The 22,723-nt window shown below is 71.0% G+C and carries 18 protein-coding genes; 11 read left to right on the top strand and 7 right to left on the bottom strand.

The window, feature by feature from the left end; all coding sequences use genetic code 11:
* Positions 1–54 precede the first annotated feature (54 nt).
* Together E9934_RS14365 and E9934_RS14370 are read right to left on the bottom strand one after the other, a co-directional pair.
* The gene (locus E9934_RS14365; RefSeq protein WP_136563583.1) at positions 55–756 is read right to left on the bottom strand and encodes a response regulator transcription factor; all 702 of its coding nucleotides are present in this window, start codon (positions 754–756) and stop codon (positions 55–57) included.
* A complete protein-coding gene (locus tag E9934_RS14370; protein WP_136563584.1) occupies positions 753–2,027 on the bottom strand; it encodes a sensor histidine kinase in 1,275 nt (424 codons plus the stop codon). Before E9934_RS14370 ends, E9934_RS14365 begins: the two co-directional genes overlap by 4 nt.
* Positions 2,028–2,212: 185 nt before the next feature.
* Between E9934_RS14370 and E9934_RS14375 the strand changes: the two genes are divergently transcribed.
* From E9934_RS14375 to E9934_RS14415, 9 genes are all read left to right on the top strand, one after another.
* On the top strand, positions 2,213–2,533 hold the full coding sequence (locus tag E9934_RS14375) for a hypothetical protein (protein WP_136563585.1): 321 nt from the start codon (positions 2,213–2,215) through the stop codon (positions 2,531–2,533).
* Positions 2,520–3,914 carry a cytochrome P450 gene (locus E9934_RS14380; RefSeq protein WP_238694965.1) on the top strand — a complete coding sequence of 465 codons (1,395 nt, stop codon included), beginning with the start codon at positions 2,520–2,522 and terminating at the stop codon, positions 3,912–3,914. The genes E9934_RS14375 and E9934_RS14380 overlap by 14 nt, the downstream gene beginning before the upstream one ends.
* 21 nt (positions 3,915–3,935) lie before the next feature.
* Complete coding sequence (locus tag E9934_RS14385) at positions 3,936–5,090, top strand: alkaline phosphatase family protein (protein ID WP_136563586.1); 1,155 nt, start codon at positions 3,936–3,938, stop codon at positions 5,088–5,090.
* A 106-nt stretch (positions 5,091–5,196) separates the two neighbouring features.
* A complete protein-coding gene (locus tag E9934_RS20580; RefSeq protein ID WP_136563587.1) occupies positions 5,197–6,705 on the top strand; it encodes a fatty acid desaturase in 1,509 nt (502 codons plus the stop codon).
* A gap of 3 nt (positions 6,706–6,708) precedes the next feature.
* Entirely contained in the window at positions 6,709–6,903 is a 195-nt protein-coding gene (locus E9934_RS14395) for a ferredoxin (RefSeq protein ID WP_136563588.1), read from the top strand.
* A 103-nt stretch (positions 6,904–7,006) separates the two neighbouring features.
* Entirely contained in the window at positions 7,007–7,579 is a 573-nt protein-coding gene (locus E9934_RS14400) for a TetR/AcrR family transcriptional regulator (protein WP_238694966.1), read from the top strand.
* Between the two features lie 154 nt (positions 7,580–7,733).
* Entirely contained in the window at positions 7,734–8,936 is a 1,203-nt protein-coding gene (locus E9934_RS14405) for a M15 family metallopeptidase (protein WP_238694967.1), read from the top strand.
* 220 nt (positions 8,937–9,156) lie between these two features.
* Positions 9,157–10,320, top strand: coding sequence for a CaiB/BaiF CoA transferase family protein (locus E9934_RS14410; RefSeq protein ID WP_136563590.1), 1,164 nt, complete (start codon positions 9,157–9,159; stop codon positions 10,318–10,320).
* 433 nt (positions 10,321–10,753) lie between these two features.
* Positions 10,754–12,265: a DEAD/DEAH box helicase gene (locus tag E9934_RS14415; RefSeq protein ID WP_136563591.1), complete on the top strand. Its 1,512-nt coding sequence runs from the start codon at positions 10,754–10,756 to the stop codon at positions 12,263–12,265.
* Positions 12,266–12,346: 81 nt separating this feature from the next.
* On the opposite strand, the gene E9934_RS14420 is transcribed toward E9934_RS14415, so the two are convergent.
* Positions 12,347–13,096 (bottom strand): MerR family transcriptional regulator, encoded by a 750-nt coding sequence (locus E9934_RS14420; RefSeq protein WP_158295012.1) that lies wholly within the window; start codon positions 13,094–13,096, stop codon positions 12,347–12,349.
* Between the two features lie 131 nt (positions 13,097–13,227).
* Between E9934_RS14420 and E9934_RS14425 the strand changes: the two genes are divergently transcribed.
* Together E9934_RS14425 and E9934_RS14430 are read left to right on the top strand one after the other, a co-directional pair.
* Positions 13,228–14,439: an acetyl-CoA C-acetyltransferase gene (locus E9934_RS14425; protein ID WP_136563593.1), complete on the top strand. Its 1,212-nt coding sequence runs from the start codon at positions 13,228–13,230 to the stop codon at positions 14,437–14,439.
* A 130-nt stretch (positions 14,440–14,569) separates the two neighbouring features.
* Positions 14,570–16,771: a 3-hydroxyacyl-CoA dehydrogenase NAD-binding domain-containing protein gene (locus E9934_RS14430; RefSeq protein WP_136563594.1), complete on the top strand. Its 2,202-nt coding sequence runs from the start codon at positions 14,570–14,572 to the stop codon at positions 16,769–16,771.
* Positions 16,772–16,907: 136 nt separating this feature from the next.
* On the opposite strand, the gene E9934_RS14435 is transcribed toward E9934_RS14430, so the two are convergent.
* The 4 genes from E9934_RS14435 to E9934_RS14455 all read right to left on the bottom strand — a co-directional run bounded on the left by E9934_RS14435 (position 16,908) and on the right by E9934_RS14455 (position 22,723).
* Positions 16,908–18,137, bottom strand: coding sequence for an MFS transporter (locus E9934_RS14435; protein ID WP_136563595.1), 1,230 nt, complete (start codon positions 18,135–18,137; stop codon positions 16,908–16,910).
* The gene (locus E9934_RS20545) at positions 18,134–19,669 is read right to left on the bottom strand and encodes a LuxR C-terminal-related transcriptional regulator (RefSeq protein ID WP_158295013.1); all 1,536 of its coding nucleotides are present in this window, start codon (positions 19,667–19,669) and stop codon (positions 18,134–18,136) included. The genes E9934_RS14435 and E9934_RS20545 overlap by 4 nt, the downstream gene beginning before the upstream one ends.
* A gap of 1,369 nt (positions 19,670–21,038) precedes the next feature.
* Positions 21,039–22,148 carry a non-hydrolyzing UDP-N-acetylglucosamine 2-epimerase gene (gene wecB, locus E9934_RS14450; protein ID WP_202977317.1) on the bottom strand — a complete coding sequence of 370 codons (1,110 nt, stop codon included), beginning with the start codon at positions 22,146–22,148 and terminating at the stop codon, positions 21,039–21,041.
* Positions 22,145–22,723 (bottom strand): exosortase/archaeosortase family protein, encoded by a 579-nt coding sequence (locus E9934_RS14455; RefSeq protein ID WP_136563598.1) that lies wholly within the window; start codon positions 22,721–22,723, stop codon positions 22,145–22,147. Before E9934_RS14455 ends, wecB begins: the two co-directional genes overlap by 4 nt.

Below are 22,723 nucleotides of genomic sequence, written 5' to 3' on the forward strand. Positions count from 1 at the left end.
AGGTTTCGAGGCCACTCGCTCGTTCCTCGCTCGCGGCACCTCAACCGACGAGGGTCAGCCGCGGTGTGGTGACACGAGGCCGTTGTCGTAGGCGAACACGATGGCGGCGGGGCGGTCGCGCAGGTCGAGCTTGGTGAAGATCCGCCCGACGTGACTCTTCACGGTCAGCTCGGAGATGACCAGCTCGGCGGCGATCTCGCCGTTGCTGCGGCCCAGGGCCATGGCGCGCAGCACCTCGAGCTCGCGGGCGGTGAGCAGGTCGCAGGCCTCCCCCCGCCCCGACGGTACGACGACCGGCGGCGTCGTCCGATAGCGCTCGAGCACGCGGCCGGTCACCGAGGGGTCCAGCCAGTTGCCGCCCTCCGCGACGGTGCGGACCGCGCGGATCAGGTCGTCGGCGGAGGAGTCCTTGAGCAGGAAGCCGGCGGCGCCGGCGCGGAGTGCTCCGGAGAGCATCTCGTCGTCGTCGAAGGTCGTCAGCACCAGCACGGGCGGGCCGTCGCCGCGGGCGGTCAGCTCGGCGGTCGCGGTGATCCCGTCGACGACCCGCATCCGCAGGTCCATCACGACGACGTCCGCCGCGGTGGTGGCCAACAGCGTGGGCAGCTCGGAGCCGTCGGTGCACTCGCCGACCACCTCGAAGCCGTCGCGCCGGCGCAGGATCCGGCGCAGGCCGGAGCGGACCAGCTCCTGGTCGTCGACCAGGACGACCCGGATCAGTCTGGCCAGCCCCGTCGTCGAGGTCTCGGTGCTCATGCCGTCCGCGCCTGCCCGAGGGAGCCGACGGTGCGACCGCACGGCAGCTCGAAGGCACGCCCGCGGGGCGCGGCTCCCAGGCGCACGTCGACGACCCAGTCCTCGCCGTCGGGCCCGGCCGTGAACGCGGCACCGAGCTGTCCGGCGCGCGCGTGCATGCCGGCGAGGCCCGATCCGGCGCCGTCGCCGCGTGGTCGGCCCGCGGGCAGCGGGTTGCGGACCTGGAGGCGGGACCCGGAGCGGGTGACGGCGAGCCGCACGAGCACCGGCCCGCCGGCGCCGTGCTTGGCGACGTTGGCGAGTGACTCCTGGGCGATGCGATAGAGACCGAGCCCGGTGGCGGCCGACAGCGCGGCGGGGTCGCCCTGCTCGTCGTACTCGACGGGCAGGCCGGCCGCGGACACCTGCGCGACGAGGGCGCCGATGTCGGCGGCGACGGGCAGCGCTACCCGCTCGCTCGGGCCCTGCGCCATCGTGCTCACGGTGCGACGGATGTCGGCCATCGCCTGCCGGCCCACGCTCTCGGCGTCGGCGAGCGCGGCGTCGACCTCAGCGGCGGCCCGCGCGGCCTCGGCGACGTCGGGCGCGTCGGTGACGTCGCGCAGGGCGTGCCGGGCGCCGGTGACCTGGAGCAGGGAGACGCTCAGCGAGTGCGCCACGAGGTCGTGGATCTCGCGGGCGATCCGCTCCCGCTCGGCGGTCGTCGCCTGGTCCCAGGCCCGGGCGCGCGCCTGCCGCTCCGCCGCCAGTGCCCGCATCTGCCACCACAGCATGGCCCCGACCACCGCCCCGAGGGTGACCTCGAGGAGATAGACGCCGGGATCGGCCAGACCGACCGTCGCGGTCGTGACGACGATGACGACGGCGCTCACGATCGCCGTCAGCCCCCCGGGGAGGACACCGTCACGCGCGACGGCCTCGGCGGAGAGCAGCGCGAGGATCGCCGGCGCCAGGTCGATGCCGGAGGTCACCGGTGTCGCCATGAGGAGGACCGCGGCGAGGAGCGTGCCGAGCCCGTCGAGCCACCAGGGCAGCCACCCGCCGAGCAGCAGGTGGATGACCGGGGAGATCGCGACGAGCAGGACGGTCGCGACCAGCGGTGTCGGCGTCCACAGGGCGTCGCGCTGGGCGAGCGCCACGAGGACGGCGACGAGCTGTCCGACCACGCACACGGTGGGGATCCACCACGGATAGAGGATGCCGCGCCGCGCCATCGACGACTCGATGCGGGCGTGCAGCCTCGCGTCGACGTCACGGATCCAGCGCAGCATGCCCACCAGCGTAGGGATCGCAGTCGCCGCGGTCATCCGGCCAGGGCAGGCGACGGCCTCCTCCCCAGGTAGGAGACCCGAGGGTCGCGATTGCCTGCTGTCGACCGATGCCCGCGGGGTCGGCGGATCCGTAGCGTCGTCGCTGTCACACCAACGACACCACAGCCGAGAGGTCGGTGAGGACGATGACCTGGACCGAGACGCACCGCCGCTGGCAGATCCTGCGTGCCGTCGAGGAGCTGCTCAACCAGCAGCTGCTCGACGGAGAGGCGCCGCGACTGCCCTGGACCCCGGAGTACGACGAGCTGTTCGGCGACCGCGCCGGACTGATCGCCGCGCTCCGCTACCGGTGGGAGCTGGCCGCGAGCACGCAGCTGGACCAGCAGCTGCCCGAGCACGTCGTCGAGGAGCAGCGCCACCGGCTCCTGCTGCGCTCGCGCGGAGTGCTGCGGTTGCTGGACACGGTGCCGCCCGCGGGGGAGGGTGTGACGCGTGTCGTCGCCTGACCCCCGCGCCCTGCCGGCCCCCGCGGCGTCCCGTCGCGGCCGGACGCGGGAGCTCCTCGACACGCCGCGGTCGTTCGCGGCGTGGACCCTGGCCCACGGCCTGCAGCGGGCCCTGATCCAGCGCGGTGCGCGCAAGGGCGACCTGATCAGCCGGATGGTGATGGACCCCTCCCTGCGCGCCGACCCGTTCGCTGCCTACGAGGAGCTGCGCGGCCGGGGCGTCATCAGCGCCAACGGACTGATCTCGGCCAGCGTCGACCACGCCGTGTGCAACGAGGTCCTCCGCAACGACGCCTTCGGCACCGCCGGCGGCCAGGGCGAGCTGCCCAAGCCGCTGCAGTGGCTGCACCACAAGGTCATCGACCCCGACACCCTCGGTCCGGTCGACCCGCCGTCGATGCTCGCCGTCGACCCGCCCCTGCACACCCGCTATCGCAAGCAGGTCGCGCGGGCGTTCACCGCCCGCAAGGTCGGCCGGATGGGCGACCGCGTCGAGGACGTCGCCGCGGCCCTGCTCGACGACATCGCCGCCGCGGGCGCCGACGACTTCGACCTCATCGACCGCTACGCCTCCCAGCTGCCGGTGACCGTGATCGCCGACCTGCTCGGCGTGCCCGAGAGGGACCGCGGGCGGCTGCTCGAGCTGGGCAACGAGGCCGCGATCACCCTCGACCCGGGCCTGACCTGGCCGCAGTTCCGGCAGGCCGAGCGGGCGCTGCGGGAGATGCACACCTGGTTCCGCGGACACGTGGAGTCGCTGATCGCGAACCCCGGCGACGACCTCATCAGCCAGCTGGTGCTGCTCGACGGCGACGACCGGCTCGACCCCGTCGAGCTGCACCAGGTCGGGCTCCTCGTGCTCGCTGCCGGCTTCGAGACCACGGTCAACCTGATCGGCAACGCGGTCGCGCTGCTCGACCGCCACCCCGACCAGCTGCAGTGGCTGCTGGCCCACCCCGACGGCTGGGGCAACGCGGTCGACGAGGTGCTGCGACACCAGTCGCCCGTGCAGCTCACGCTGCGGATCGCCCTGCGCGACACCGAGGTGGCCGGCAAGCACTTCGCGCCGGGCCACGGGATCCTGCTCTACCTCGGTGGCGCCAACCGCGACCCCGCCGTGTTCACGGACCCCGACGACTTCGACGTGACCCGCGACAACGCCGACGCGCACCTGGCCTTCTCCGCGGGCGTGCACTACTGCCTCGGGGCCAGCCTGGCGCGGCTCGAGGCCGCCGTCGCGCTGCGCGCGCTCTATGAGCGCTTCGGTGACCTGCACGTGAGCGGCACGCCCGAGCGGCGCCCGACCCGGGTCCTGCGCGGCTACGAGCGGCTGCCCGTGCGGGCGTCCGTGACTTCCCGGGAAGCGGTCAACAGCGGCTGATCTCACCACTAGGGTGCGAGCGTGTCGCACCTCGAGCCGGCCAAGCCCGGCGCCGGCCGCTTGGCCACCGCTGCCCTGGCCGCCCTCGTCGTCGCCCTGCTGGTCGGCGCCTTCTGGTGGACCGGCCGCGACGGCGACCCGCAGCAGGCCACGGCTCCCGACCCGAGCGCCACGGCGTCCGGCCCGCCCGCCGCGACCGAGTCGGCCGGCCGCACGGGCGCGGACGACCCGACCCGGGCCACCCGCCCCGCGGACCCGGCACCGTCGGACCTGCCGGTCATCCCGGAGCTGCCGAAGGACGCGCGTGTGGTCGTCGTGTCGATCGACGGCCTGGCGTCGTACGCCGTGACGGAGGAGCTGACCCCCGTCCTGAAGGGGCTGCTCGACTCCGGCGCCGGCACCCTCAACGCCCGCACCGCCGTCGAGATGACGGTGACGCTGCCCAACCACACCGGCATGGTGACCGGGCGCCCGATCCTCACCGCGCTCGGCGGGCACGGCGTCACGTGGAACGACCCGACGTCGCAGAACGTGCGCTCCGGCGTCGACTCGGTGTTCACGACCATCGCGGCGGCCGGGGGCGAGAGCGCGGTCTTCACCGGCAAGGAGAAGTTCGAGATGTGGGGCCGGTCCTGGCCGGGCACCATCGACGAGCTGGTGGTCGACGAGTCGCTCGACGCGCTGACCGACGCGACCGTCACCGATCTCCAGCAGCACCGGCGCGACCTCGTCTTCTTCCACATCGCCGAGACCGACGTCGCCGGACACGCCCACGGCTGGGGATCCCCGGCCTACGAGGACGCCGTCCGTCGCGCCGACTCGGCGCTGGGACAGGTGGTGCAGACCATCGAGGCGGACCCCCGGCGGGCCCGCGAGACCATCGTCGTCGTCACCGCCGACCACGGCGGACTGCGCGGCCAGAAGCGGCATGGCGACGCCGGCGCGGCCGAGGACTACACGATCCCGTTCGTGGTGTGGGGCCCCGGCGTCGTCCACGGCGACCTCTACCGGCTCAACGCCGACGACTACGCCGATCCGGGCAGCGGCCAGCCGTCGTACGACGGACCGCGACCCGTCCGCAACGCCTCGGTCGCCAACCTGGTGACCCGCCTGCTGGGCCTCGGGGCGGTGCCCGGCAGCCTCATCGACACCGACCAGGACCTCGACCTCCGCTGACCACGCCCGCCGGCGGAACTTTACAAGTACCTTCCTCTTGTCAAACGGGCTTTACAAGTCGTACCGTCTTGTCAAGCGGCGACGCGGCCGCGCGAGGAGGCACACCATGACCGGAGCAGGCACCCCCGATCTCGGGACCGTCCCCGACGGCTCGACCGAGCAGTGGCGGGACAAGAAGCGCTACCTGTGGCTCTGGGGACTGATGGTCCCCGGCTTCGGTGTGCTGTTCGCCGTCGCCTACATCGCCTCCGGCGGCTGGTGGGGCTTCACCCTCGTCGCGCCCTTCCTGATCAACTTCCTCATCCCGCTCATGGACCTCGCGATGGGGACCGACCAGAGCAACCCGCCCGACGAGGTCATCGAGGACCTGGAGAACGACAAGTACTACCGCTGGGTCGTCTTCGCCTACGTGCCGATGATGTTCGCGCTCGTCTTCGCCGGCTACTACATCATCGGCGAGGGCAACCCGGTCGCGTGGCTGCTCAACACCGTCGGCCTGGGCGACTGGGGCGACGCCCACCTGAGCGCCAACCTGATGGCCGACCACCTCGAGCTCCCCTGGTGGGAGAAGGCGCTGTGGGCGCTCTCGATCGCCGGCGTCGTCGGCATCGGCATCAACACCGCGCACGAGCTGGGCCACAAGAAGGAGTCCGTCGAGCGCTGGCTCGCCAAGATCACCCTCGCGCCGACCTTCTACGGCCACTTCTACATCGAGCACAACCGCGGCCACCACGTCCGTGTCGCCACCCCCGAGGACCCGGCGTCGTCCCGGCTCGGCGAGAGCCTCTACCGCTTCTGGCCGCGCACCGTCTGGGGCTCGCTGAAGAGCTCGTGGGAGGTCGAGGCCAAGCGCTACCGCCGCAAGGGCACGCACCCGTTCCACGTCGGCAACGACGTCCTCAACGCCTGGGCCATGTCAGTGGTCCTCTGGGCCGCCGTCATCGCGCTCAACGGCTGGCAGGTCGCGGTCTACATCCCGATCACCGTCGTCTTCGGCTTCTCGCTCCTCGAGGTCGTCAACTACCTCGAGCACTACGGCCTCAAGCGCCAGCGGGTCGGCGAGAAGCAGCGTTACGAGCGGGTGCTGCCGATGCACAGCTGGAACAGCAACAACATCGTCACCAACATCTTCCTCTACCACCTGCAGCGCCACAGCGACCACCACGCCAACCCCACGCGGCGCTACCAGGCACTGCGCGACTTCAAGGAGTCCCCGGCCCTGCCCACCGGCTACGCCGGCATGATCAACCTCGCGCTGGTCCCGCCCCTGTGGCGCAAGGTCATGGACCACCGCGTCGTCGAGCACCTCGACGGCGACATCACGCTGGCCAACATCGCCCCCGGCAAGGAGGCGAAGTACTACGCCCAGTTCCCGCCGCCCGCCGAGCACCGCCTGCACGAGGACAACTTCGCCCAGGTCCAGACCGGCGAGATCCTCGCCGCCAGGTGCCCCGGTTGTGGCTACACCTACGAGGTGGCCGCCGGCGACGAGCACCAGGGGTTCGCCGCCGGCACAGCCTGGGCCGACATCCCGGAGGACTGGTTCTGTCCCGACTGCGGAGTCCGCGAAAAGATCGACTTCGTCCCGTTCGACCCCGACAAGGTGGAGGCCTGAGCCATGAAGATCACCGTCGACTTCGACAAGTGCGAGGGACTCGGCATGTGCGAGTCCATGGCCAACGACTACTTCGAGGTCGACGAGGACACCGACCAGGTCGAGGTCCTCAACGACACCCCCGACGAGTCCGACCGGGCGCACGTCTACGCCGCCGTGCAGGCCTGCCCCGTCCTCGCGCTGACCCTCGAGGGATGAGCCGGTGAGGCTGCCGGACCGCTCCGGTCCCGGTCCGGCAGCGCTGCTCCGCAGGCCTGCGGCGGTTCGGTCCGACCGGGCGCGGGCGGGCACACTGTCCGCCGTGACCTCCACCAGCCCGTCGAGCCTGCGCGGCCGGATGCTCGAGGCAGCCGTCCGGCTGACCTCGACCGTCGGATGGGCGAAGGTCACCATGAGCCGCCTCGCCGACGAGGTCGGCGTCAGCCGACAGACCGTCTACAACGAGATCGGCACCAAGAACGACCTCGCCACCGCGGTCATCCTCCGCGAGCTCGACCAGTTCCTCGCCGGAGTGACCCGCTCGTTCGACGAGAACCCCGACGACCTCACCTCCGCCATCCGCGACTCCGCGCGCCGGGTCCTCAAGTACGCGCAGGACAACGCGCTCCTCCACGCCGTCGTCTCCGCCACCCATGGCGCCGACACCGAGCTCCTGCCGCTGCTCACCACCCACGCCGAGTTCCTGCTGGAGGGAGCCAAGGGCGTCATCTCCGAGCGGGTGGCGTCGTACGACGTGGGGATCGGGGCCGAGCGGCTCGAGGCCTGCATCGACATGGTGGTGCGGCTGGTGCTCAGCCACGTCATGCAGCCGTCGGCGGAGCCGGCGAAGACCGCCGACGACATCGCCTGGATCGTCGAGCGCGTCCTGCGCTGAGCGAGGCCAACCGGGTGCTTCGCCGGACGGCCGATGTGGTGCGTATTACGCTGACCTCGGGAGGACTGCCGGGTGGGCCGGTGGCGGGGAAGGGGCCATGGCAGTGGCACGAGCTGCGCAGCGACGCGCGCGACGGACCGCGAAGCGGTGTGTCGTGGCGACCTCCGCCCTGCTCGTCGTCCTCCCCCTCGGCCTCACCGCCTGCGCCGGATCGGCCGGCACCGCCGAGGAGAAGGCCGACCCCACCCGCGCCGCCGAGGAGATCCCCGCCAACGCCGCCGACCCCGACCACGCCGTCGCCGCGCCGGCCGCGTTCGACGGCACGCTCTTCGGTGACGACCTGCTCCTGGTGAGCGAGGACACCATCCCCGAGGACGAGCTGAAGCAGCTCCTCGACGTCACGGTCGGCACCGGCAAGGACCGCAAGAAGGGCATCGCCGCCCACACCGCGCTGTCCTACGGAAACTTCACCGTCGACGGCAAGCTCTATGACATCGCCGCCGTCGACGCCGACGGCTTCCGCGGCTTCACCGGGCAGACGAGTGCCGAGTTCGACGAGCAGTGGGACCGCATCGCCGGCGGCGAGGTCGCGGTCGCCCAGGCGATGCAACGCGAGCTCCCGGTCGACGGCGAGGGCTACCTCACCGTCGGCAAGCAGCGCATCCACGTCGGTGCCTGGTCGCCGAGCGAGGTCGACGGTGTCGACGCCATGGTCAACGCGAAGTGGGGCGAGGAGCTGGGGCTGCGCGAGGGCAACGCGATCCTCATCAACACCGGCATCGCCTCCCCGCAGGCGGTCCGGGACCGGATCGTGAAGGTCTTCGGCAAGGAGCGCTTCTCGATCACCGCCCTCGACATCGTCGCCCAACGTGGCCTCGACCTCGACACCTTCCAGACCGTCGTGCCCGTCGGAGGCTTCAGCGACGCGGTCGGCGTCTTCCGCTACACGCCCATCGGTGGCGGCCGGATCGCCCCCGACCCGGCCTGGGTGAGCTCCCACATCGTCACCGAGCAGGTGCCGATCCTGGGCTCCGTCACGTGCAACAAGTTCATGATGCCGCAGCTCAAGGCCGCCCTCGCCGAGGTCGTCAGCCGGGGCCTGGAGAAGGAGATCCACCGCGAGGAGTACGCCGGGTGCTACTACCCGCGCTTCATCGCCGGCTCCTCCACCCTCTCCAACCACTCGTTCGGCCTCGCGCTCGACTTCAACGTCCCCGGCAACCAGCGCGGCACCGTCGGCGAGATGAACCGCGAGGTCGTCGCGATCTTCAAGTACTGGGGCTTCGCCTGGGGCGGCGACTGGGCCTGGACCGACCCCATGCACTTCGAGCTCGCCAAGATCGTCAACCCTGGTTAGCGCGAGCGAGTCGCCGGTCGTGCGAGACCGCACGGCCGCTCGCTGCGCTCGGGCCGCGGGTATCGCACGACGCGCCTTCGGCGCGGGCGCCGCGCTGCCGCGCTCGCGGTTGGCTCGGGGAGGTCCTGCCTCGGTCTGGCGGCAAGACGGTGCGCGGCGGCTACTGGACGGTAGGGACCGTGACACCACTGGTGTCACGATCCGTGCCATGATGCCGCCCATGACGTACGCACTCGGTCAGGGAACCGGTCCGCTCCAGGGCCTCAAGGTCGTCGAGATCGCCGGCATCGGGCCGAGCCCGCACGCCTGCATGATCCTGGCGGACCTCGGCGCGGACGTGATCCGCGTCGAGCGTCCGGGCGGCCAGATGCTGGCCGGCGGCTCCCACGACCTGCTCAACCGGGGTCGGCCGAGCGTGGCGCTCAACCTGAAGGACCCCGAGGCCGTGGCGACGGTGCTGGAGCTGGTCGCCGATGCCGACGTCCTCGTCGAGGGCATGCGTCCCGGGGTGGCGGAGCGGCTCGGCTTCGGTCCCGAGGTCTGCCACGAGCGCAACCCGCGCCTGGTCTACGGCCGGATGACGGGCTGGGGCCAGGACGGCCCCTGGTCGCAGGCCGCCGGGCACGACATGAACTACATCGCCATCACCGGCACCCTGCACGGCCTGGGCCAGGTCAAGGACAAGCCCCAGTTCCCGGCCAACCTCGTCGGCGACTTCGGTGGCGGCTCGACGTACCTCGTCATCGGGATCCTCGCCGCCCTCCTCGAGGCCAAGGTCTCCGGCCAGGGCCAGGTCGTCGACGCCGCGATCGTCGACGGCACCGCCAACCTCAACGCCATGACCGCGGCCTTCCTCGCCGGCGGCGGCTTCAAGGAGGAGCGGGCCGCGAACCTCCTGGACGGCGGAGCGCCGTACTACGACATCTACGAGACCGCCGACGGCGAGCACATGTCGGTCGGCGCCCTCGAGCCCCAGTTCTACGACCTGTTCGTCGAGCTGCTCGGCATCAAGGACACCGCGCCCGACCGCTGGGACCTCGAGAAGACCGGCGAGCTGCGTGAGCTCATCGCGACCACGTTCCTGACGAAGAGCCGCGACGAGTGGTGCGCGATCTTCGACGGCACCGACGCCTGCGTCGCTCCCATCCTGAAGATGAGCGAGGCCGCCGAGCACCCGCACATCAAGGCCCGCGAGATCTTCGTCGACCACGAGGGCGTCACCCAGCCGCAGCCCGCGCCCCGCTTCTCCCGCACCGGCGCGACGCTGTCCCTCCCCCCGGCCGCTGGTGCCGGTCAGCACACCCGCGAGGCCCTCGCCGCCTGGGGTATCGCCGACGTCGACGGCCTGGTCGAGCGCGGGGTCGCGGTCCAGATCGACGTCTGACCCGGATCCGGGTCTGAGCCCCCGGGGCTCGCCGGGGTGTGCGCTGTAACACGTTGTTGCGCGACCTTCACGACCCGTGCCGGCGATTTCGCGCGCTGCACGGGTCGTGAACATCCGGCGCGGGCACCCGAGATCGGTTAACAGCGTGTTACAGCACCGCCCGAGCGGCCGCACCCACCCGCCGGACCGTAACGAACGTGGCGCAGGACACCTGCTCGCCGATTCCGTCGTACGGCGTCCCGCCCCCTAGGCTCGTCACAGCGATCCGGCCAGTCTTGCCCCGGGTCCCCGCGCACCGCACCAGCCCACGGACCGTGGTCGCGCCTGAGAGAGGCACCGCTTCACCGCTCCCGTCACCGGACGGGACAGCACGGCGAGACGCCCCAGATGAGGGGTCGCGCCGCTCTGCTCGCGCGTCCCCGGAGAGAATTCCGTGACGCACACCTTCGCCGACCTCGGCGTACCCACCTCCCTGCTCGCCGTCCTCGAGCGGGAGCAGATCACCGTCCCCACCCCGATCCAGGCGGCGACGCTGCCCGACTCGCTCACCGGCCGCGACGTGCTCGGCCGCGGACGCACCGGGTCCGGCAAGACCTACGCCTTCGGGCTGCCGCTGGTCGCCCGCCTGCTCGCCGATGGTGGCCGTGAGCCGCGTTCGCGCCGGCCGCGCGCTCTCGTGCTCGCCCCGACCCGCGAGCTCGCTTCCCAGATCTCCGCGACCGTCACCCCGCTCGCCCAGGCCGCCGGTCTGACCACGACCGTCGTGTTCGGTGGGGTCGGCCAGAACCCGCAGGTCACCGCGCTGCGCAACGGCGTCGACGTCCTCATCGCCTGCCCCGGCCGGCTCGAGGACCTGATCGGCCAGGGCCACTGCTCCCTCGCCGACGTCGAGATCACCGTGCTCGACGAGGCCGACCACATGGCCGACCTCGGCTTCCTGCCCGCCGTACGGCGCCTGCTGGACCAGACGCCCAAGAACGGCCAGCGGATGCTGTTCTCCGCGACGCTCGACAACGCGATCGACGTGCTGGTTAAGCGCTTCCTGCGCAACCCGGCGGTCCACGAGGCCGACTCGGCGCAGTCGCCGGTCGCCAAGATGGACCACCACGTGCTGCACATCGAGCGCGACCACCGCCTGCCCGTGCTGCTCGACCTGACCAGCGCCCCCGGCCGCACGGTCGTGTTCACCCGCACCAAGCACGGCGCGAAGGCGCTGGCCCGCCAGCTCAACAAGAACGGCGTGCCGGCGGTCGACCTGCACGGCAACCTCAGCCAGAACGCCCGGACCCGCAACATGGATGCCTTCCACTCGGGCGCCGCGACCACCCTGGTCGCCACCGACATCGCGGCCCGCGGCATCCACGTCGACGACGTGTCCCTGGTGGTCCACGCCGACCCGCCGGCCGAGCACAAGGCCTACCTCCACCGCTCCGGCCGTACGGCGCGCGCCGGCGCCGCGGGCACGGTCATCACGCTCATGACCTCGGACCAGCGCGGCGACGTGCGTGAGCTGACCCGGGCCGCCGGCATCAAGCCGACGACGACCCGCCTCAACGACGCCCAGCACCCGGTGCTGCAGGAGCTGGCTCCCGGTGAGCGCTCCCGGCCGGGCGGCATCGAGCTGACCGCGCCGGTCGGCGCTCCCGGCAGCGGTGCCAAGCGCTCGGGCGGCAACCGACCCGGCAGCCGGGCCCGGGCCCGTTCCCGCGCCGAGGGCGGCGCCGCGCAGGGTGGCGGTCAGCGGCAGGGTCAGAAGCCCGGCCAGAAGTCGGCCCAGAAGCCCGGCCAGCGTTCGTCGCAGGGCGGCCAGGGCGGCCAGGGCGCGCCCAAGGCCGGCGGCCAGGGCGGCAACCGCCAGCGCAACCGCCGCCGCGGCGGCACCGGTGGATCCGGTGGCGCGGGCGGTGGCCACAGCGCCGCCGGCTTCAGCTCCGGCCGCCGCTGATCTCCGGTCCACCAACCATATTTGTCGTCCGGGGACCCCTCAGACGACAAATACGGTTGGTGAGTCGCACCGTCCCGGCCGTCAGCCCACGACCCGCCGCGGCGCGCGGGCCGCTCGCGCGACGGCGGCCTCGTAGGCCGTCACCAGTCCGCCGACGGACAGCGGCTTGAGCCGCTCCATCACCTCGCGGAAGTGCTCGGACTCCTCGTCGTCATAGAGCGGTGCGAGCCGCTCGTGGATGACCGCATAGAGCTCGCGCGCCATCTGCTCCCCGTGCTCCTGATAGACGGCGGCGGCGGCGACGGCGACGTCGCGCGGGAAGCCGAGCTCGAGGAGCCGGATGCCGATGGCGAGCTGGTTGCTGGCGACGAGATAGATGCCGTCGCGGACCCGGATCACGCCGAGGGCCTGCAGGGTCGCGAGGTCGTCGCCCGACAGCGCCCGTCCCGCGCGGGTCTCGAGCTGCCCGTGGTCCATCTCGACCGGGAGGTCGGACTGCCAGGGCGCGAGCATGGTGCGGGCGAGGGCGATGTCCTCGGGGGTGGCGTCGTCGGGGATGCCGGCGACGTAGCGCTCGATCGCGGAGAGCGTGAAACCGTGGTTGGCGAGCTCGAGGACCAGCTCGATGCGCGCGATGTGGATCGCGGAGTAGTAGCCCGACCGGCCGCGGCGGATCGGCGGTGGCACCAGGCCCTTGGTCGTGTAGAAGCGCACCGTCCGGACGCTCAGCCCGACGCGCTGCGTCAGCTCGTCGAGGGTGAGCAGATGGTCCCCGCCTGCGTCTCGGCCGGTGTGGTGCACGTCACCAGTTGGACCCTCGCTCTTGACCATGACAGTAATAGTGTCACAATCGGAGCAGGGACACTTCCCCCGAACGGCGCGCCCGGCCTCCGGCCGGATCCTCGCCGGACTCCACCGCCACTCCACTGGCACCGCACCAGTCATCCGAAACAAGGACGGTCATGGCAGAAGCATTCGTGTACGACCACCTCCGCACCCCGCGTGGACGCGGCAAGGCCAACGGATCCCTCCACGAGGTGAAGCCCGTCGACCTCGCCGTCGGTCTGCTCGACGCCGTGCAGGAGCGCAACCCGGGTCTCGACACCAACCGGATCGACGACGTCATCCTCGGTGTCGTCTCGCCGATCGGCGACCAGGGCGGCGACATCGCCAAGACCGCCGCGATCGCTGCCGGTCTGCCTGACACCGTCGCCGGTGTCCAGCTCAACCGCTTCTGCGCCTCCGGCCTCGAGGCCGTCAACCAGGCCGCGGGCCGGGTCCGCGGTGGCTTCGAGTCGCTCATCATCGCCGGTGGCGTGGAGTCCATGAGCCGGGTGCCGATGGGCTCCGACGGCGGCGCCTGGGCCTCCGACCCGGCGACCGCTTTCAAGGCCGGCTTCGTGCCCCAGGGCATCGGCGCCGACCTGATCGCCACGATCGAGGGCTGGAACCGCGAGGACGTCGACGCCTATGCCGCCGAGGCGCACCACCGGGCCGCCAAGGCCCAGGCCAACGGCTACTTCGACGGCGCGATCGTGCCCGTCACGGACCTCAACGGTGTCACCATCCTCGACCGGGACGAGACCGTCCGCCCCGACACCTCGGTCGAGGGTCTCGCCGGCCTCAAGCCGTCCTTCGCCCAGCTCGGCGCCGACGCCGGCTTCGACGACGTGGCGCTCGAGAAGTACCACTGGCTCGAGAAGATCAACCACGTCCACCACGCCGGCAACAGCTCGGGCATCGTGGACGGCTCGGCCCTGACCCTGATCGGCAACGAGCAGGTCGGCAAGGACCTCGGCCTGACCCCGCGCGCCCGCATCATCGCGACCGCGGTGTCCGGCGCCGACCCGATCATCATGCTCACCGGACCCGCGCCGGCCGCCCGCAAGGCGCTCGCCGTCGCTGGCCTCGGCGTCGAGGACATCGACCTGTTCGAGATCAACGAGGCCTTCGCCGCCGTCGCGATGCGCTTCATGCGCGACATGGGCATCAGCCACGAGATCACCAACGTCAACGGTGGCGCCATCGCCATGGGCCACCCGCTCGGTGCGACCGGCGCGATGATCCTCGGCACGCTGATCGACGAGCTCGCGCGTCGCGAGCTGCGCCGCGGCCTCGCCACGCTCTGCGTCGGCGGCGGCATGGGCATCGCCACGATCGTTGAGCTCGTCTGAGCTCTGCGCTTGCGCAGAACTCAGGAACGAGCCAGGTCGAGTAGCGCCCGCGGCTGAGGAACGAAGCCGCGACGGCGCGTATCGAGACCCAGTCGTCTTCGAACCAGACTTCACTGAACAGGACACAACATTGAGCACCGACACCCAGACCGCCGTGCGCTACGAGCGTGACGCCGACGGCATCGTCACCCTGACCCTTGACGACCCCAACGCCAGCGCCAACACGATGAACGAGCTCTACATCAGCTCGATGAAGGCCGCTGTCGACCGTCTCTACGACGAGCAGGACGACGTCACCGGCGTCGTCATCGCCTCGGCCAAGAAGACCTTCTTCGCCGGCGGCAACCTCAAGGGCATGGTCACCGCGACCCGGGACGACGCCGCCGACGTGATGTCGATGAGCGAGAACGTCAAGGCCGACCTCCGCCGCCTCGAGCTGTTCCCCAAGCCCGTCGTCTCCGCGATCAACGGCGCCGCCCTCGGCGGTGGCTGCGAGATCACCCTGGCGACCCAGCACCGGATCGCCGTCGACGACAACTCCGTCAAGATCGGCCTGCCCGAGGCGAGCCTGGGCCTGCTGCCCGGCGGCGGCGGCGTGACCCGCACCGTCCGCATGTTCGGCATCCAGACCGCGCTGATGGACATCCTGCTGCAGGGCGCGCAGTTCAACCCGCAGGCCGCTCTCAAGAAGGGCCTGATCGACGAGGTCGTCGCCACCCGCGAGGAGCTCGTCCCCGCGGCGAAGGCATGGATCAAGGCCAACCCCGAGTCGGCCCTCAACCCGTGGGACGCCCCGGGCTACAAGATGCCCGGCGGTACGCCGAAGTCGCCCGCCCTGGCCGCCTTCCTCCCGGCCTTCCCGGCCCTGCTGCGCAAGCAGACCAAGGGTGCCGTCTATCCCGCCGCCCGCGCGATCCTCGCGGCCGCGGTCGAGGGTGCGCAGGTGGACTTCGACACCGCCTCGCGCATCGAGTCCCGCTACCTGGCGAACCTGATCGTCAACCAGGGCTCGAAGGACATGATCCAGGCGTTCTTCTTCGACCTGCAGGCGATCAACTCCGGCTCGCTGCGTCCGCAGGGCCCCGAGAAGTACACCGCCAAGAAGGTCGTCGTGCTGGGCGCCGGCATGATGGGCGCGGGCATCGCCTACGTCATGGCCAAGTCCGGTGCCGAGGTCGTCCTCAAGGACATCTCGGTCGAGGCCGCCGAGAAGGGCAAGTCCTACTCCGCCGGTCTGCTCGACAAGGCGATCAGCCGGGGCAAGTCCACCGAGGAGAAGAAGGCCGAGCTGCTCGGCCGGATCACCGCGACGGACAACCCGGCGGACGCCGCGGGTGCCGACATCGTCATCGAGGCCGTGTTCGAGGACCCGGCCCTCAAGGCCAAGGTGTTCGCGGAGGTCCTCCCGCACCTCGCGCCCGACGCCGTCCTGTGCTCCAACACGTCGACGCTGCCGATCACCGAGCTCGCCGCCGGTCTGGAGAACGAGGCCGACCGTCCGCGGTTCATCGGCCTGCACTTCTTCAGCCCCGTCGACAAGATGCCGCTGGTCGAGATCATCGCCGGCAAGGAGACCTCGGACGAGGCGCTCGCCAAGGCCTACGACGTCGTCCTGCAGATGCGCAAGACGCCGATCGTGGTCAACGACAGCCGTGGGTTCTACACCTCGCGCGTCATCGGCTACATGGTCAACGAGGGCCTGGCGATGCTCGCCGAGGGCATCCACCCGTGGAGCATCGAGCGGGGCACCACCTCGGCCGGCTACCCGGCTCCGGTGCTGCAGCTGACCGACGAGCTCAACATGGAGCTGATGCAGAAGATCGCCAAGGCCACCCGCGACGCCGCCGAGCGCGACGGCACGTCGTACGCCGATCACCCGGGCTCGTCCGTCGTCGACAAGATGGTGGAGGCCGGTCGTCCCGGTCGTCTCCGTGGCGCCGGCTTCTACGAGTACGTCGACGGCAAGCGCGGCTCGATCTGGGCCGGTCTGGCCGACCTCTTCCCGGTGTCGGAGACGCAGATCCCGATCGAGGACATCCGCGACCGGATGCTCTTCGCCGAGGCGCTCGAGACCGCGAAGTGCTTCGAGGAGGGTGTCATCACCTCCGCCGCGGCCGCCAACATCGGCTCGATCATGGGCATCGGCTTCCCGCCGATGACCGGTGGTGCGGCCCAGTTCATGACGGGCTACGAGGACAAGGAGTCCGGCGAGATCGGCCTCAACGCCTTCCTCGCGCGTGCCGACGAGCTGGCCGCGGCCTACGGCGAGCGCTTCCAGGCCACGCCGTGGCTGCGCGAGCTCGCTGCCTCGGGCAAGGGCTTCCCTGCCTGATCTCTGCTCTGCTCCACCCGTTCCACCTGCACGGCCCGGCTCGCCTCGGCGAGCCGGGCCGTGCGGCGTCTCCCGGGCCGGGAACATCGTGCCGGGTTCCCGCGCTGTGCCGATGGCGTCCTGGTCGTCACGGCGGTCAGGTCCGTTCGGGCACCGGTAGCCGTCGTACGAGCAGGATGGCGCAGGCGGTGAGCACCGCGCAGGCCGTGTAGAGCAGCCAGTAGTTCTGGCTGCGGTCGTGGCCCACCAGGTCCGGTCCGATGGAGAGCACGACGGGCGCGCCGGCAGTGACGAGCGACTGCGGCAGGGTGCGCGCGACGCTGAAGATTCCGAGGAACCGTCCTTCCTCGCCGGCCCGGAGCACGTGGAGCACCAGGGTGAGATCGAGGGCGTTGAAGATCCCGACGCCGATCCCGGCCAGTGACGTCGCCGCGATGTAGCCGGGCGCCGACGTCGTGAAGGACAGCGCGATGCACGCCAGGACGATGACGCTGAGTCCGGTCACGAGCGCGGGACGGTAGCCGACGTGAGCGACGATCCACCGGGCGAGGAGGCCCGCAGCCAGCAGCCCGAGCAGGGCAGCGATGATGCCCGCGATCCCGACGATCGTCGCCGAGCTGTCGGTGTCCAGGCCGGCACGCCTCTCCAACAGGTGGACGCCGAACAGAGCCGTCGCGGCCCACCCGCTCTGGGCGACGAGGCGTTGGACCCACAGTCGCCAGAAGCCGTCCGGAGCGCTGATCTTGCCGCGCACGCGGGCCGGAAGCGAGCGCCGGCGTGCACGGGAGACGCGTCCCAGGCGAAGCGCGCACGCCGCGACCACGACCAGGGAGACCATCGGAAGAGCCGTGAACAGCACGACGGGCTCCTTCGGCAGCACGGCCGCGACACCCGCGCCGAGCGCGATCGAACCGGTCGCCGAGCCCGCGAACCACGCTGCCACCTGGGGCCACGCGGCCCTGCCGAGAAGGTCGGGGACAGCGCCGTAGAGCGCTGAGACGGCGGCGGTGATGCCGAGTTGGGTCGCGGTCCAGGCAAGGACCATCGCGGCGGGGGAGTCCGCGGCGATCAGGGCGGCCTGGGCGAGGGTCGCCGCAGCGGTGCCGCCGACGATCCATGGCGTGCGTCGCCCCGTAGTGCGATAGGTCCGGTCGCTGAGCCACCCGAAGATCGGAGCGGACAGGATGGCGGCCAGGCCGCCGACCGCGAGCGTCAGGCCCAGGATCGACTCCGCTCGCATCGACGATCTGATGTCGTCGATGCGCACCGGCAGCGCGACAGTGGCGCCGGAGAAGGAGCAGCCGAGCAGGAAGACTTCAGCGACGCAGAGAGTGAGGACCAGCTGTCGCTGTGACGGGTCCGTCACCGCAGTTCCCGGCGACGGTCGCCGAAGAGACCGAGGGTGATCGCGCGTTCGATGGCCGCGTCGCGGTTGTTGACGCCCAGCTTCTTGTAGATCGAGCGGAGCTGGCTCTTGACCGTGTGCTCGGAGACGTGGAGCGCTTCAGCGAGATCGGCCCGGGAGTCGAACCGCAACATCGCCTCGAGCACGATCTGCTCGCGCCGGCTCAATGCCGCGGTGGCCGGCTCGACCAGCTGCCACCGAGCGATGCCCGGAGAGACCCGGCCCGCGAAGTGGGCCACCGCAGCCGGCTCGCCCAGGTCGCTGGCGAACGCACGCAGGGCCGCGAGGTCGTCCGAGGACAGGTACATCAACTGCAGGCGCGGGCCATGGCACTCGTGCAGCGCGGCAATGCGACGCAGCAGCGTGGCGGCCACTTCCGCGCGCTCGGTCTGCACGGCGGCCGCCGCGGCCACGGTGAGGGTGGCCAGTGTGGAGCGGACGGTGTGGCCGGTCCTGGCTTCGAGCGCGGGCAGGTCGCGAAGCACGGCATCAGGGTTGCCCGTTGTCATCCGGGACAGGGCCTCGGCCGGCGCGAGCTGGCCGTTGTGGGTCTGGCGCTGCTTCAGCACGTCGAGTGCCTGCTTGCGGTTGCCGGCCGCGAACCAGGAGATCGCGAGAATGTTGAGCAGGGCAGCCGTGGCGACGCTGTCACCGATCCCGGGAGGGGGCTGTGCGGCGAAGACCGCTTCGTGGAGGCGGTGAGTCTCGGTGCCGACGGCGCCGAGACCGAGCCGGGCGTGGGCGAAGACCCAGTTGATGAGCGGCCAGAACTCGGCCGTGTGGAGGAACGCCTCACAGTCGTCGAACTGAGCGAGGGCGCCGTCGAAGTCGAAGTCGTCGAGGAGGAGCGTGGCCTGCCCGATCCGGCCGAGCGCGTTCATGTAGGAGTGGGCGTGATCGTGCGGCCACTTGTCGGGATCGATCAGGCTCGCGGTGGCGCGAGCGGCGGGAACACGGCCCTCGAACGCGCTGAGCCCGAGGCCGTAGACCAACGTGTAGTTGCGGCTCCACGGGCGGCCGGCTGCACTGATGGCGAGGTCGACGATCCGCTGCGCCTCGGCGAAACGGCCGACCTGGAAAAGCGAGTAGGCGTGGTGGCGCAGCGCCACCGGCCCCACCTCGCCGAGCGCGTCGCGATCATCACGTCCCAGCGAATGGAAGTGAGCCATGCCCACGTCCGCCGCAGCGGCGGAGTCCGCGAAACGACCGATCCAACGCAGGCTGCCTGCCTTGAAGACGTGGTGCAGTGCGACCTCAGTGGCGGAGAGGCCCGCCTGACGCTCCACGGAGTGCAGCGCCGGGGTCCGCAATGCCTCGGCCGCTCCCGCTCGTGTCCCGACATTGCTCAGCTGCGCCAGACCGTAGGCAAAGGCGAGAACCGGAGATCGGAGCAGGACCGAGCGCGGAATCCGGCTGAGGTGGGCGCCGAGACGATCCGTCGTGTAGCTCTCGGGGTTCGCCACCACGACCGTGCGGAAGATCGACTCGGCCAAGGCGTAGTTCGTGGCGTCGATGGNATCTCGGTGGTCGCCGTATCATTAAAAAAGAAGATCGACTCGGCCAAGGCGTAGTTCGTGGCGTCGATGGCCAGTGACAGGGCCAACTCGTGCTCGTCGTTGGCAAGCAGCCACGAGGCGGAGATGCTGGCCGAGCGGTAGAAGGTCCTCGGGTCGTTCTCGCGCAGGTCGGTCAGGAAGACGTCGCGCACCGACTCGACGTATTGGAACACCGACCTCCCCCGCGCGTAGGGGATCCATCGGCCGAACCCGTTCCACTCGAGGTCGGCGATCAGGGCTGCCGCGTCGGCGCCGCCGAGATGCTCGGCGAGCTCCGCGTCGACGTACGGCGGCACCGACGTGCGTCGCACGAACTCGTGGGCCGGTGATCCGGCGAGCTGCTGCTTGAGATAGTCGGCGACCATTGCTCGCCAGTCGACGGTCTCCGTCGTCGGCAGGTCCGCGCGTCGCGTCAACGCGAGGCGCGTGGCTCTCAGGGCGAGGGGGTATCCGTTGGTGTCGAGATGGGCTCGCAGGATCCGACTCTCGCTGTCCTCGGGGCTCACGGCCGACCTCAGAAAGGCCGCGGTCTCGTCGGCAGTGAAGGCGAGCTCGCGCTCGGTCAGCAGCCGGAGCCGCGAGTCCAGTGCCGCACCCCCGTCGGCGAGTCCGGTGCGGCCGCGGGTGGTGATGACGACCCGAAGTTCGGGCGCATGATCGAGCAACCGCAGCAGGTCCACGTCGATCTGGGCGGTGGCTCCGCGGAGGTTCTCGTAGCTGTCGAGCACGAGCACGCGGGGCCCGGCCGCGTCGATGAAGCGACCGACCGCGGGCACCGGGTCCTCGGTGCTGTCGATGAGTTCCGCGAGTTCGCGATCCTCGAACTGCCCCAGCCGTCGGGCAGTGCTCACCACACGGCGCCAGAAGCCAGCCACATTGTCGGAGTCGGCGGCGAGGGACACCCACGCCACCGGCACGGAGGAACCGATGTCGCCGACCCATGAGCGCAGCAGCGTCGTCTTTCCGAATCCGCTCGGCGCGGACAGCACGTACATCTGCCACGAGGTGTCCTCGAGGCGGTCGAGAAGACGGTTGCGCCGCAGGGTCTGGTCGCTCACGGTCGGCTCCCACTGGAGCGAGCCGGGCGGTCCGCCGGAACGGGGCTGAGAGCGAGCATGGGGGAGGGCGTTGCCTTCGTGCGCGGGGACCGTCTGGGCGCGGCCGACCGGACCATCTTCGCGCGCAAGGGAAAGTAAAGGGTGAAAACGCGGATGATGGCCCGGCTTTCATCCTGGCTTTCATCCCGGCCTTCATCGCGGCTCGGTCCCGCTGCCCCTCCACCCGGTCTGGTCGGGGCGGAGACGCGTCAGGCGCGCTGGCGCAGCAAGGCGTCGAGGGCCGCCACGACCTGCGCGCTTGCCGTCCCGTCGCCGTACGGCGATTCCAGGTCGGCCAGTGACCGGATCCACTCCGGATCACTCGCGGCCTCGCGCAGGCCGGTGGCAAGGGAGCCGTCGGGCAGCAGGCGCCGGGCGAACCCGGCATCGATGGCCTCAGGTCGTTCGGTGCTGTTGCGGATCACGATGAGCGGACGCTTCACCACGGTGCATTCCTCCTGCACGCCGCCGGAGTCGGAGACGAGGAGGCGAGCGTGTGCAGCAAGTGCGAGGAAGGTCGCGCTGTCGGTGGGCTCGATCACGTTGATGCCGCCGAGCAGGTCACGCAGACCGAAGGAGTTGACCCGTGCGAGCGTGCGGGGGTGCAGGGGCATGACGACCGGAAGGCCGATGCCCTGCAGCGCGCCGAGGATCGTTGCGAGGTGCTCGGGTGAGTCGGTGTTCTCGGGGCGGTGGATGGTGGCGAGCACGAACCCCTCGTCCGCGACGCCCACACGGGACAGCACCTTCGCCCTCTCCGCGGCGTCGGGGAGCATCTCGAGGGTGGCCTCGATGACGGTGTTGCCGGTGACGACGATCCGCGCGGGGTCGACTCCCTCGGCGAGCAGGTGGACCCGCGCCTGATCCGTCGGAGCGCAGTGCAGGTCGGCCATGACACCGATCAACATCCGGTTGATCTCCTCGGGCATGGCCCGGTCGAACGACCTCAGGCCTGCCTCGACATGGACGACAGGGATGGCGAGGAAGTGCGCCGCCTGCGCGGCGGCTGCAGCCGTGTTGGTGTCGCCCTGGACGATCACTGCCGCCGGTGGCTGGTGCTCGAACGCCGCAGTGAGCTGGTCGAGGATCCGCGCGAACTGGCTGGCGCGTCCGGATCCGCCGACGCCGGTGACCGTGATCTCGGGTCGCGGCAGGTCGAAGCCGTCGAGGAAGACGTTCGACAGGCCCGGGTCGTAGTGCTGCTGGGTGTGAGCGACGTAGCCTCGATCTCCGAGCGCGCGCACGATACCGGCGAGCTTGATGATCTCGGGGCGGGTGCCGAGGACCACGGCCACCCGACCGGCCAGGTCGCCGCTCACGCCAGGCTCCGATCGCGGCGACGAGAGCGATCTGATCCGGCGGCGACGCGGAGCATCAGGAGCACGGCGAGGGTGAAGCCGACGAGCCCGATGACCGTGCCGACGAACTTGTGGCTGACGTCGTAGCCGGCCCAGCCCCACGTCTGGACCGAGAAGGCGATCACGAGGAGCCGGATCTGGTTGGCGATCATCAGCAGGGCGACTCCGGCGATGAGGCCGCCCGCCACGCGGAGCAGTTGGAAGCGGGTGAGGGCGCACAGCACCGCGGCGACGACGACCACGGGGGCGATCAGGAGGATGACGGTGCACTCGGAGGTGATCTGCAGGCCGACGGCCGGGCCATTGACCCACGGGAAGTAGAGGAGGTCCTCGAACCGGCGCACGCTGCCCTCGAGCGGCCCGCCCATCCACTGTTGGGCGATCGTCGCCTCCAGCACTCGGAAGCGGGCCTCCTGGAGTGCGCCGAAGACGGCGGCGCCCACCAGGCTCAGCGCGAACACCCAGCGACCGGCGCGTGCGAGAGGACCGACCTCGTGGACCTCGGCTGACGCGGGACGGCGGTAGCGCTCAGCCAT

It is taken from the genome of Nocardioides caeni, from assembly GCF_004912195.1.
In the GTDB taxonomy this organism is placed as follows: Bacteria; Actinomycetota; Actinomycetes; order Propionibacteriales; family Nocardioidaceae; genus Nocardioides; species Nocardioides caeni.